Genomic DNA, 12,689 nt, shown 5'->3' with positions numbered 1-12,689 from the left:
TCTTGAGCCTCTGACAATTGCGGCCACGAGTTCGTGACCATCGAGGTCGATTTCCTTTTGGCGCCGCAATCATAGGCGACGAAGTCGGCAAGGACATCAAGATTTGGGATATCGCTACGGCAGAAACCGTAGAGGAGACCCGCGAGCTGGCTGACGACCTCGGCGCCCGCGTGCTTTACATGCTCAACCGTCTGGGCATCGAACCCATCTCGGAGGATGCACCCCTCTCGGCTTAGCTTTCAGCCGCGTGGGAACTCAGCTGAAGAGTGCGAAACCACTAATCTTGGTTTCTGAATACTGTCGAAATCTGTGTGGAGAACCGAAAATATCGTGACTGCCAACAATTCTGCTGCGCGCGAAACGCTAGAACCCGTACAGCGCATCCTGCTGCCCAAGCGTGGCGAGCCGGTCGACGTCCGCATGCTCTACCTCATCGAGTCCGAGCAAAACCGCGAGCGCCTCAGCTGGAGCGGCCGCACCTCCGTGACCATCCCGGCCGGCGAAGAGGCCTCCTTCGAGACCTACTTCAACGCCTTCCCGGCCGCCTACTGGCGCCGCTGGTCCCAGCTGAAGTCCATCGTGCTGGTCATGGACGTCGAGGGCGAAGCCAACATTTCCCTCTACCGTTCCAAGCAAGACGGCCAGCGCATCGCCGTGGCCAACCACGTGGTGACCACCGGCCACCACGAGTTTGAGCTGCCCCTGAAGAACTTCGAGGACGGCGGCCTGCTGTGGTTCGACGCCTCCGCCGTCAAGGACACCGTGCTTGCCGACGTCGCCTGGTGCGCCCCCCACGCCCCGAACCCGCAGCTCCTGCCGGACGGTAGCGAGTACCCGGCGCAGGAGAAGCGCGTGGCCGTGGGCATTCCGACCTTCAACCGACCCACCGACGCCGTCGCGGCGCTGCAGGCGCTGGCGGAGGACCCGGTGGTGGACGGCATCATCGACTACGTCCTTATGCCGGACCAGGGCAACCAGCACCCGGCGGACGAGCCGGGCTATGACGAAGCGGTGGCGCACTTCGGTGAGCGCTTCCGCGAGTTCCGCCAGGGCAACCTGGGCGGCTCGGGCGGCTACTCCCGCATCATGTTCGAGGCGCTGGAGAATACCGACTCGCCCTACATCCTCTACATGGACGATGACATCGCCATCGAGCCGGATTCCGTCCTTCGTGCGGTCCAAGCAGCGCGCTACGCCGCCAAGCCCTTCATCGTGGGCGGCCAGATGCTCAACCTGCAGGAGCGCTCCCAGCTGCGCACCACCGGCGAGCGCGTCAACCGCGCCGACTTCATGTGGGGCGCGGCCGAGCACGCCGTTTACGACCACGACTTTGCCAAGTACCCGCTGCGCGCCATCGGTGACGCCCAGTCCCACCTCGACCCGAAGAAGTACGACTCCCGCGCGCTGCACCGCCGCGTCGACGTGGAATACAACGGCTGGTGGATGTGCCTCTTCCCGCGCGTCGTCGCGGAGAGCATCGGGCAGCCGCTGCCGCTGTTCATCAAGTGGGATGACACTGAATATTCCCTGCGCGCCGCCGCCCACGGTTTCCCGACGGTGACCTGGCCGGGCGCTGCCATCTGGCACATGGCGTGGGCGGATAAGGACGATGCCATCGACTGGCAGGCCTACTTCCACCTGCGCAACCGCCTCATCGTGGCGGCCCTCTACCACGAGGGCGATGCGCGCGGGATTACAAAGTCCATCTTCAAGTCCACCCTCAAGCACACCATGTGCATGGAGTACTCCACCATGGCCATCCAGCTGGAGGCCATGAAGGACTTCCTGGCCGGCCCGGATCAGCTCTTCGACATCCTGGAGTCCTCGCTGCCACGCATCGCGGCGATCCGCAAGGAATTCCCGGACGCCGTCATCATCGAGTCGGCGGATCAGCTGCCCGCGCCCACCGGCGCGCCGGGCGTGCCGACCCGCAACATCGGCGGCCGCCTGGGCAAGATCAAGAAAATCCCGTGGCTCATCAAGTCTGCCAAGCACCTGGTTACCAAGGAAGACCCGGCCCATCACGAGGCGCCGCAGCTCAACCTCACCCCGGAGGAGGCCCGCTGGTTCACGCTCTCCCGCGTGGATTCCGCCACCGTCTCCACCGCGGGCGGCACCGGCGTGGCCTTCCGCAAGCGCGACCGCGAGCTGGCCCTCGAGCTGGTGAAGTCCACCCGCGAGCTGCTCAAGGAAATCGAGGAGGACTTCGATGACCTGCGCGCCGAGTACCGCGCGGCACTGCCGGAGCTGACCTCCCGCGAGTCCTGGCGAAAGGTCTTCGATGCCCAATAAGCTTTCTGTCGCCGAATCCCACGTCCTCGAGAAGATCCAGGACGTGGCCTTCGAGGCCCCCGGTGTTCTGCCCACCGCGCGGGGCTTAAGCCACTTCGGCGAGCACGCCCTGGGGTGGCTGGCTCTCTCTGGTCTGGGTGCCGCTGTGAATTACCAGAAGCCGGCGCGCCGCCGCCAGTGGGTGGCTGTTGGCGTGGGCGCTTTCACCGCGCACGCGGCCAGCGTTGTGATCAAGCGCATTGTGCGCCGCAAGCGCCCGGACTATGACTACGTCAAGGTGGGCGTGAAAACCCCGTCTAAGCTGTCTTTTCCGTCCTCCCACGCGACGTCGACAACCGCGTTCCTCGTGGGCGCCGCGCACGTTCTGGGAACCCCAGCACCGCTCGTCGGTGTGCCGGTCATGATGGCCTCGCGTATGGTGCTCGGGGTACATTACCCATCCGATACGGCGTTCGGCGCCCTGCTGGGGGCCGCCACCGCGGAAGCATGTCACCGCTATGAAAGGAAGACCGCATGAGCGAACGACCAAACCGCGTCGACGACGGTGAGCAGAGAGTCTTCCACTCTGAGCCGCACACCTCCGGCATCGATACCGGCCGCAAGCGCAAGCCCCCGAAGAACCTCGCCGACGGCATGGTCAAGGCCCTGCGCCCCAAGCAGTGGGTCAAGAACGTCCTGGTCTTGGCCGCCCCTGCGGCCGCGGGCGCGGACTCGCTGTTCCATTCGCGCGTGCTTCTCGACGTCCTCCTTGCCTTCATCGTCTTCTGCATGGGCGCGTCCTCCATTTACCTCATCAACGATGCCCGCGATGTGGAGGCCGACCGTGAGCACCCGACGAAGCGCTTCCGCCCGATCGCGGCGGGCGTGCTTCCGGTGGGCCTGGCCTATGCCATGGCGGCCGTGCTCATCATCGGCTCGATTGGTCTGTCCTTCTTGGCCACGGCGGGCCTGCAGCTCGCCATCGTCATGGCTATCTATATCGGCCTGCAGCTGGGCTACTGCTTCGGGTGGAAGCACATGCCGGTGATCGACATCGCCCTGGTGTCCTCCGGTTTCATGCTGCGGACCATGGCCGGCGGCGTGGCCGCGGGCATCGAGCTATCCCAGTGGTTCCTGCTGGTGGCCGCGTTCGGCTCCCTGTTCATGGCCTCGGGTAAGCGCTACTCGGAGATCCTTTTAGCCCAGCGCACGGGCGCCAAGATCCGCAAATCCTTGGAGGGGTACACGCCCACCTACCTGCGTTTCGTATGGACGCTGGCGGCTACTGCCGTGGTTATGTCCTACTCCCTGTGGGGCTTCCAGCTCTCCAACGAGTCTGATGGGCCGGCCAGCGTGTGGTACCAAATCTCCATGGTGCCGTTCACCATCGCCATTCTGCGCTATGCCGCCGATGTGGACCGCGGCAATGGCGGTGCACCGGACGAGATCGCCTTGGAGGACCGCGTCCTCCAGATTCTGGCCCTGGTGTGGCTGGCATGCATTGCCATGGCGGTCTACATCATGCCGGTAATGGTGGGCTAGCCAGCGGCGATCGGGAACAGGGCAAGGCAAGTGCTAAACTCTCTCCTCATGCGAAAATCCGATACACGTACCGCGGCCGCGCTCAGCGCGCTGGCCTCGGTCATCGTGATCGGAGTTTTCTCGTTTTGGGGTGGATTCGCCCGCCGCTGGATCTCCGACGACGGTTTGATCGTCCTGCGCACTGTGCGCAACCTTGAGGAGGGAAACGGGCCCGTTTTCAACGCGGGGGAGCGCGTCGAGGCGAATACCTCGACGCTGTGGCAATACCTGATCCTCCTCGTGCGGTGGGTAACGAACGCCCCGCTGGAATCCATCGCCGTCAACCTGGGCCTCGTGCTGGCGGTTGCGGCGATGGTGCTGGGGACGTGGGCCACGGCACGCGCCTTCTTCCGCTCGGGCCAGTTTGCCGCACCGCTGGTGGCTCCCGCGGGCGCGCTGGTCTACCTCGCGCTGCCCCCGGCCCGTGACTTCTTCACCTCCGGGCTCGAATGGGGCCTGTCCATTTTCTACCTCGCGGCCCTATGGGCGCTGCTGCAGCACTGGGCGCAGTCCCGCGATAGCGCCAGCGCCTACTGGCTAGCGCTGTGGGCCGGGCTGTCCTGGCTCGTGCGCCCGGAGTTCGCGCTCTACGGTGGACTGGCCGGCCTGCTGCTCTTGGCAGCACACCGTAATTGGAAGGCGTGGCTGGGCATCCTCGGCGCGGCCCTTCCCATTCCCGCGGGCTACCAATTCTTCCGCATGGGCTACTACGGCCTGGTGACTCCGCACACGGCGGTGGCCAAGTCGGCGTCGTCAAGCGCGTGGGGCAGCGGCCTGAACTACCTGAAGGACTTCGTGGGGCCTTATGCCCTGTACCTGCCCGTTCTCGTGCTTTTGGGTGCAGCGTTGTGGACCTTCCGCGCCCAGCTGCGCCCGGCAGCACTGCGCAGCGCCTCGACCGTGACTTACCTGATGGTCGGGGCCGCGGCGGTGCACGTTCTGTACGTGTTGCGCGTTGGCGGTGACTTCATGCACGGCCGCATGCTGCTGCTGCCGCTCTTTGCCGCGCTTCTCCCCGTTTTCGTGCTGCCGCTCAAGGGTCTTGTGTCTTCGCTCGCGGTGGCCTTCTGCGCGGTGTGGGCATTCATCATCGTGCTGCGCGGGCATCCGACGGATTGGGATGCCTATGAAAAGCCGCTGTCCATCGTGGATGAGCGTGATTTCTGGACCTATGCCACCCACCGCGAGGCGGGCCACCCGCCGCGCTCGGCGCGGGATTACCTGGGGATGAAGTTCATGCGCGGCTACGAAGAAGCCGGCGAGAAACTCGTTGGCGGAGATGCCCTGGCCACCATCTATGTGGAGGATAAAGAAAAGGACCTGCTCAACTGGCTCACCGTTCCGCGCGAGCCGGGAATGAACGAGCCACCGACGGTGTACTTGGTGAACTTGGGCATGACGTCGATGAACGCGCCGCTCAATGTCCGGGTTCTTGACACGATCGGTCTGGCCACGCCGATGGCCGCGCGCATGCCCCGCGAGGAAGGCGGGCGCGTGGGCCACGACAAATCCCTCGAGCTGGAATGGCAAGCAGCACTCACGGGCGCGGACATCGAGTATCTCCCGCCGTGGTATGACAAGGACAAGACCCGCCAGGCGCGCGCCGCGCTGGACAGCCCAGAAGTGCAGGAACTCATCGCTTCCTATAGCGCGCCCCTGACGTGGGAGCGCTTCCGCGCGAATCTAGCTTTCTCGCTGACCTCGGGGCGCACGCTCATGTTGCCGTCTGACCCGAGCGATTATCCTGTCCATTAGCTTGGTGTGAGCTGGGGAGCACCCCCATGGGTAGGCGAAAATTGCCAGGGTGCGTTACGCTAAACAAGATTCTTGTTATTGATCTGTAACTATCGCTGGCGTGTTGGCGATGTAGTAGTGGCAGTAAAAACGTTAAGGAGAAACATGAGTTCACTAAGCTCTGGCCTGCGGACTCGGGTCCTCTCAGTGGTGGCAGCCATCGCTGTGGCTTTGGGCCTGGTAGTGACCGCGGGTACGCAAGAAGCATCCGCCGCCAACCGGGACTGGCTGCGTGGCGACGCCACCGGTGCCTGCGAGTGGGACCGCGTCGGCTACTGGGTACAGCGCTGCGACGTGTGGTCCCAGGCAATGGGCCGCAACATCCCAGTGCAGATCCAGCCGGCTAAGAACGGCGGCAACGCAGGTCTGTACCTGCTCGATGGCCTGCGCGCTACCGATTCCACCAATGCCTGGATCAATGACGTCAACGCCGCGCGCACCTATGTAGACCACAACATCACCCTGGTGATGCCGGTGGGTGGCGCAGCGTCCTTCTACGCGGACTGGAACGGCCCGGCCACCTATGACTTGGTCAAGCCGGTCAACTACCAGTGGGAAACCTTCCTGACCCAGGAACTGCCGGCCTACCTGGAGGGCAACTTCGGAGTGGCCCGCAACAACAACTCAGTTGCCGGCCTGTCCATGGGCGCTACCGCTGCCATCACCCTCGCTGGCAAGCACCCGGAGCAGTTCCGCCAGGCGCTGTCCTACTCCGGCTACCTCACCACGACCTTGCCGGGCGCTCAGACCTTTATGCGCCTGGCGCTGCTCGACGCCGGCGGCTTCAACATCAACGCCATGTACGGTTCCATCATCAACCCGAAGCGCTTCAGCAATGATCCGTTCAACCTGATCCCGGATCTGGCTGCGCACGGAACGGACGTTTATGTCTCCGCCGCGTCCGGCATCCCGGGGCCGGTGGATCAGCAGCGCTACCGTCCGGAGCACATCGCGGCCGGCGTGGCCTTGGAAGGCTTTGCCAACGGCACCACCCGCCTGTGGGAGCTGAAGGCCCGTGCAATGGGCGTTCGCCTGCAGACGAATTACCCGGCACAGGGCCTGCACAACTGGGAGCAGTTCGGATACCAACTCGAACGCTCCAAGCCGCAGGTGCTTAACGTAATGAACGCTTGGTAATCATCTCCTGCGTGGCCGCCGTGCTCTTGAGCACGGCGGCTTTTTCATAGACATGGTGGGCGTGTCCCCCTTCCCAAAGTCTCAAGTTAAACTTAAACTTGAGAACACATTAGACCGCTCACTACGCGTACGGTGGCGAGTTCCGCAGGAGGGGAACCTGCGGAGCCCGCTCGCGGTAGCGCGTGCCCTCATCTCGATTTACCCCTAACAAGGACTCTTCAATGCCGAACACTGCGTCAACTCAGCCCCGCCGGTCCACCAAGGTTTCCGGCCTGCGTTCCCCGTCCGCAGCCCGCAAGGGCCTGACCATCGCTGCACTGCCCACCGCCGTGGCCGTGGGCTTTGCGTTGCTGCCTATTGCAAACGCGCAGTCTTCCGGCTCTTCCAGCGACGGAATTACTGATCTTCTGGGCAGCTCCAACCTCTCCGATTCCTTCGCCCCGTCCAATCCGCCGCAGCGCACTCCGGTGGAGACCGAATACCCGAAGATCGAGGGCTTGCCGGAGGGCGTGTCCGTGTCCCGCGTTGAGTATCTGACCAACCGCCACCTCAAGGTCTACATCAAGTCCGCCGCCATGCCGGACAAGGAACAGGTCGTGCAGATCCAGCTCGCGCGTGACTGGTACTCCAACCCGGACAAGACCTTCCCGGAGGTCTGGGCTCTTGATGGCCTGCGCGCCCGCGACGACGAGTCCGGCTGGACCATCGAGACCAACATCTTGTCCCAGTACGCCGACCGCAACGTCAACCTCATCATGCCGGTGGGCGGCGAGTCCTCCTTCTACTCCGACTGGCAGAAGGAAGACAACGGCAGGCACTACATGTGGGAGACCTTCCTGATGAAGGAACTCATCCCGATCCTGGAGAAGGGCTACCGCTCCAACGGCAAGCGCGCCGTCACCGGCATCTCCATGGGCGGTACCGCCGCTGTCAACCTTGCTGAGCGCAACCCCTGGGCCTTCAAGTACGTTGGCTCCTTCTCGGGTTACCTCGATACCACCACCACCGGCATGCCGGAGGCCATTACCGCCGCGCAGGCCGATGCCGGCGGATTCACCTCTACCAACATGTGGGGTGACCTGTACTCCCAGGATTGGATCGACCACGATCCGAAGCTGGGCATCGAGAACCTCAAGGACATGAAGGTCTATGTCTCCGCCGGTAACGGCAAGGATGACTACGGCCAGATCGGCTCGGTGGCCAAGGGCCAGGCCAACATGGCCGGCGTGGGCCTGGAGGCCATCTCCCGCATGTCCACCCAGACCTTCGTTGATTACGCTAAGCGCGCTGGCGTCGAACCAGTGGTTAAGTTCCGTCCGACCGGCGTTCACAGCTGGGAATACTGGCAGTTTGAGATGACCGAGGCATGGCCCTACATCGCTGATTCCCTTGGCCTGGACAAGAGCGACCGCGGCGCGGACTGCACTCCGGTCGGGGCCATTGCGGAGGCCACCAAGTCCGGCATCATCGGTAACTGCGTGAACAACGAGTATGACGTCGCCGAGCGCGGCAAGGCCCAGGACTTCCAGGCCGGTACCGCCTACTGGTCCCCGGAGACCGGCGCACACGCCGTGATCGGCCGCATCGGCGCTCGCTACTCCGAGCTCGGTGGACCGACCTCCTGGCTGGGCTTCCCGACGACCGGCGAGGAAAAGACCCCCGACGGCCGCGGCCGCTACGTCCACTTCGAGCACGGCTCCATCTACTGGACCCCGGAAACCGGCGCTTGGCCCATCCCGAAGGACTTCTTCGACGCATGGGGCAAGAACGGCTTCGAGGGCGGCGACCTCAAGTACCCGGTTGCCGAGGCACGCAAGGTCGGCGACGGCCAGGTCCAGGACTTCGAGGACGGCGTGCTGACCCGCAACCCGGACGGTTCCTTCCACATCGTCCACGGCGCCATCGGCGCGAAGTACAAGGAGCTGAAGGCTGCTGAGTCCGAGCTGGGCTTCCCGGTTGGTGAGGAAAAGGCCGTCAACGGCGGCTTCTTCCAGGAATTCGAGCACGGCAACATCTACTGGTCCATGGACTCCGGCGCGCACTACATCCTCAAGGGCAAGATCTTCGACGAGTGGGGCAAGCACGGCTGGGAGCAGGGCGAGTTTGGCTGGCCGACGGAGGACTACACCTCCATTCCGGCCGGTGGGCTGACCCAGTCCTTCCAGCATGGCGTCATCCGTGAGGTCATGGGCCAGGTCCAGGCGGATAAGAAGTAGGAGAACCGCCATGCGTCTTTTCCCCGCGCGTCCCGCCACGGCAGCCGGCGCGGCCGTGCTGCTCGCCGCCGGTGCCCTGTTGAGCGGTTGCGGTTCCGCCACCGTCGAGGAGGGCGAGGCCACCGACACCTCCGTGGCGCCGTTGGAGCGTTCCTCCGCGGCGAGCGGCGGGGCGTCGGCAAGCTCGGCGTCAGCTAGTGGGGCGTCGGAAAGCTCTTCGTCGGCGTCGCGCACCGAAGAGGAACAGGACGGGGAGCCGGAAGACCGCGGCGCACACGAGATCTCCGAGATCCCCGCCCCCGCTCCCGCGCAAGGCCCAGACCAGGACTTCCTGGCTGCGGTGGCGAAGGCCGGCGTAAACGTCGACGGCGTGGAAGACCAAGTGGTGGGTGCCGCGCAGGCCTCCTGCCAGGGCGATGCCGTCACCGCACCGGCAGTGGCCGGACAGCTCATTGAGCAGGGCCGCACCGAGCTTAGCCATGAGGAACTAGTCCGGCTCATCACCGAGCAGGGCCGCAAGCTCTGCGCTCAGTAACGTGGCAGGGATTTTCCAGACAATCCCGTGCCTTCTCGAGGTAGAAATTTCTTCATGCGTAAAACACTTACCGTCCTTGCCGTCGTTGTTCTCCTCGCCGTGATTGGCGGGGGAGCGGTCCACTTCCTCAACACCCGCGAGGAAGGAGAGCAAGGAAACCTTGCGGAGCCCGCCCCCTCCCAGGGGGAGGGCGAAGAAAACGCAACCCCCGAGCAGCCGGACTGGTGCCCGCGCGTAGAGTTCATCTCCGCGCCGGGAACGTGGGAATCCGCCGCGGACGATGATCCGATCAACCCGGGGGCGAACCCGAACTCCTTTATGCTGTCGATTACGAATCCGCTGAAGGAGGCCTACGTTCCCGAGGACGTCAAGGTGTGGACGCTGCCGTACACCGCGCAGTTCAAGAACATTAACGCGCAGCACGAGATGAGCTACGACGATTCCCGCAACGAGGGCACCTCGCGCCTGGAAGGCGAGCTGACCTACATGCACGAGACCTGCCCGAACACGAAGTTCATCCTGAGCGGCTTTTCGCAGGGCGCGGTCATCGCGGGTGATGTAGCGGACCGAATCGGCGGCGGCAACGGGCCCGTGCCCGCAGAGAGCGTGGTGGGTGTCGCACTCATCGCGGACGGGCGGCGCCAGGACGGCGTGGGCATTAACCCGGGCGCGCACGTCGGCGGCGTGGGTGCGGAGATTGCCCTGCAGCCGGTCTCAACGTTGATTCAGGGCATCGTCCCGGGCGCCACGATGCGCGGTGAGCGCGCCAACGGTTTTGGAACGCTAGCGGACCGCACCTTCCAGATTTGCGCGCCGAATGACTCCATCTGTGATGCACCACTGGACGTCAGCAACGGCCTCGAGCGCGCCCGCGATCTCATCGACGCCAACGGCGTCCACGCACTGTATGCCTCTAATCCGGACACCATCGAAGGCACCACGGCCAACCAATGGGTGACGCAGTGGGCCAAGGACACCATCGACGCACAATAGCGCTTGGCGACGGCCTCCGTACGCCACCGCACCGCGCGCCATGTAACGGTCGGCGTAGTCCTTCTGATATTTTTAATGTCAAAAGTACGTGATGCAGGGGTATGTGCCCCGCTCTACCCTACGAAGGAGCTTTCCCACATGGACCTGAAAGCCTTGATCGGCCAGTTCTTCGACGAGAAGGGCAACATCGCCCTGCCGCCCCACCTCACGTTGGCGGGCCTTGCCGAGCACGTCTATGCCGCGGAGCAGCAGGCGGGAATCCCGGACCGCCCGGTCATGCGCCAATGGCTCTATAGCGATAACCCGGAGGGAACGCCGCGCGATGTCACCCGTTCCCAGGTCAATACCCGCATCAAGGCAGTGGCTGCGCGCCTGCAGCAGGTGGGCAAGATGGGGGACCGTGTGGCGATCCTGGCGGGCAACTCCCCCGAGTACATCTTTGGCTTCCTTGGTGCGATGTACGCGGGCATGACCCCGATCCCGCTCTATGATCCGAACGAGCCCGGGCACACCGACCACCTGCGGGCGGTCTTTGGTGACGCTAACCCGTCGATCGTGCTGACCAATAACATCTCGGCCGCCGCGAACCGTGCATACTTCTCGGACCGCCCGGCGGCCGAGCGCCCGCGCATCATCTCCATCGACTCCCTGCCGGATTCCCTGGCACAGAGCTGGGCGAACCCGTTGGAGACGGAGGAGGGCAAGGCGGCCCTGGCCGCGCTGCAGACCGCGCCGGTCGATCACCCGGCCTTCCTGCAGTACACCTCCGGCTCCACCCGGACACCTGCGGGCGTGCTGCTGACCAACCGCAACATCATGACCAACGTTCTGCAGATCTTCACCGCGGTGCAGATCAAGCTGCCAGCGCGCGTGGTGTCCTGGCTGCCGATGCACCACGATATGGGCATCATCCTGGCGGTCTTCGTGACGATTCTGGGCCTCAACCTGGAAATCATGACGCCGCGCGACTTCGTGCAGCAGCCCAAGCGCTGGATTGATCAGCTCAAGCGCCAGCCCATCGATGAGCAGCTGCAAGGTACCTATGCCGTGGTTCCGAACTTCGCCCTCGAGCTCGCCGCGCGCTACGGCGCCCCGGCCGAGGGGGAGAAGCTGGACTTCAGCAACGTCGACGGCATCGTGATCGGCTCGGAGCCGGTGACCGAGTCTGCGGTGAATTCCTTCTGGGAGACTTTCGGCAAGGAAGAGTTTGGCCTGCGCCGCGATGCCCTGCGCCCGTCCTATGGCATGGCGGAGGCCTCGTTGATTGTCACCACGCCGCAGACTCCGGAGCGCCCGGTCATTTCCCACTTCGACCGCGAGCGTCTGGCTCAGGGTGAGGCGGTCATCGTGGAGAAGTCCGCGGATTCCGTGGCCTATGCCTCCTGTGGCCAGAGCGTCGTGGCCCAGCACCTGACCATCGTGGACCCGGAGACCAAGACCGAGCTGCCGGATGGCCGCGTGGGTGAAATCTGGCTGCACGGCGAGAACCGAGCCGCTGGCTACCTGGACCGCGCGGAGGAAACCGCCTCGACCTTCCACAACACGCTGGGGGAGCGCTTGGCGGAGGGCACCCGCGTGCCGAATGCCCCGGAGGACAATAACTGGTTGGCCACCGGTGACCTCGCGGCAATCGTGGATAACCAGCTCTACATCACCGGCCGCCTCAAGGACCTCATCGTGGTCGCAGGCCGCAACCACTACCCGCAGGACATCGAGGGCACCGTGCAGGAGGCCTCGGGCCACGTCCGTGCGGACTCCATCGCGGCCTTCTCCGTGGAGGGCGGCAGCACCGAGGAGCTCGTCTTGCTCATCGAGCGCGCCGATGGCGCCAACCCGGCCGATGACGCCGCCGCGTCCGAAGCCATCCGCTCCGCGGTCTCCGCGAACCACGGCGTGACCCCGGCGGTCATCCAGTGGTTTAACGCAAACGAGATCAAGCGCACCTCCTCGGGCAAGATTGCCCGCCGCGTGGCCAAGAAGATCTACCTCGCTTCCTAAAGCCCACGCCGCTTAAACCCCCGTTCCCGCGCTACTGCGGGGCGGGGGTTGCTGCTGCCTGTGGGTATGTCGGTTATGAAACCCAAGTTAACAAAGTGAGATAATTGGTCGATAACCCCTATGTACGCTTCGACGTGCGCGTTTTCGTGCTGCGCAAAATCGAA

9 protein-coding genes and 1 pseudogene are annotated in these 12,689 nt (G+C 64.4%); all 10 read left to right on the top strand.

Annotated elements, in window-relative coordinates; translation table 11 throughout:
- Window positions 1-77 precede the first annotated feature (77 nt).
- Window positions 78-236, top strand: a pseudogene (locus ACUY3D_RS05480) (three-helix bundle dimerization domain-containing protein); the annotation flags it as partial.
- A 94-nt stretch (window positions 237-330) separates the two neighbouring features.
- Window positions 331-2,292, top strand: coding sequence for a glycosyltransferase (locus ACUY3D_RS05475; protein ID WP_448240546.1), 1,962 nt, complete (start codon window positions 331-333; stop codon window positions 2,290-2,292).
- The gene (locus ACUY3D_RS05470) at window positions 2,282-2,809 is read left to right on the top strand and encodes a phosphatase PAP2 family protein (RefSeq protein ID WP_070517733.1); all 528 of its coding nucleotides are present in this window, start codon (window positions 2,282-2,284) and stop codon (window positions 2,807-2,809) included. Before ACUY3D_RS05475 ends, ACUY3D_RS05470 begins: the two co-directional genes overlap by 11 nt.
- Window positions 2,806-3,813 carry a decaprenyl-phosphate phosphoribosyltransferase gene (locus ACUY3D_RS05465; RefSeq protein ID WP_070597014.1) on the top strand — a complete coding sequence of 336 codons (1,008 nt, stop codon included), beginning with the start codon at window positions 2,806-2,808 and terminating at the stop codon, window positions 3,811-3,813. Before ACUY3D_RS05470 ends, ACUY3D_RS05465 begins: the two co-directional genes overlap by 4 nt.
- Before the next feature lie 48 nt (window positions 3,814-3,861).
- Window positions 3,862-5,607, top strand: coding sequence for an arabinofuranosyltransferase AftB family protein (locus ACUY3D_RS05460; RefSeq protein ID WP_448240543.1), 1,746 nt, complete (start codon window positions 3,862-3,864; stop codon window positions 5,605-5,607).
- A gap of 144 nt (window positions 5,608-5,751) precedes the next feature.
- Window positions 5,752-6,783, top strand: coding sequence for an alpha/beta hydrolase (locus ACUY3D_RS05455; RefSeq protein ID WP_070624344.1), 1,032 nt, complete (start codon window positions 5,752-5,754; stop codon window positions 6,781-6,783).
- 302 nt (window positions 6,784-7,085) lie between these two features.
- The gene (locus tag ACUY3D_RS05450) at window positions 7,086-8,999 is read left to right on the top strand and encodes an alpha/beta hydrolase-fold protein (RefSeq protein WP_369815760.1); all 1,914 of its coding nucleotides are present in this window, start codon (window positions 7,086-7,088) and stop codon (window positions 8,997-8,999) included.
- A gap of 10 nt (window positions 9,000-9,009) precedes the next feature.
- Window positions 9,010-9,534 carry a hypothetical protein gene (locus ACUY3D_RS05445; RefSeq protein ID WP_448240541.1) on the top strand — a complete coding sequence of 175 codons (525 nt, stop codon included), beginning with the start codon at window positions 9,010-9,012 and terminating at the stop codon, window positions 9,532-9,534.
- A 54-nt stretch (window positions 9,535-9,588) separates the two neighbouring features.
- The gene (locus ACUY3D_RS05440) at window positions 9,589-10,527 is read left to right on the top strand and encodes a cutinase family protein (protein ID WP_448240539.1); all 939 of its coding nucleotides are present in this window, start codon (window positions 9,589-9,591) and stop codon (window positions 10,525-10,527) included.
- Window positions 10,528-10,665: 138 nt separating this feature from the next.
- The gene (locus tag ACUY3D_RS05435) at window positions 10,666-12,525 is read left to right on the top strand and encodes a FadD32-like long-chain-fatty-acid--AMP ligase (protein ID WP_448240537.1); all 1,860 of its coding nucleotides are present in this window, start codon (window positions 10,666-10,668) and stop codon (window positions 12,523-12,525) included.
- Window positions 12,526-12,689 lie beyond the last annotated feature (164 nt).

The sequence above is a fragment of the Corynebacterium guaraldiae genome, from assembly GCF_053480195.1.
Note: the sequence above shows the minus strand (reverse complement) of the source record. Positions and strands in the feature narration are given on the sequence as shown.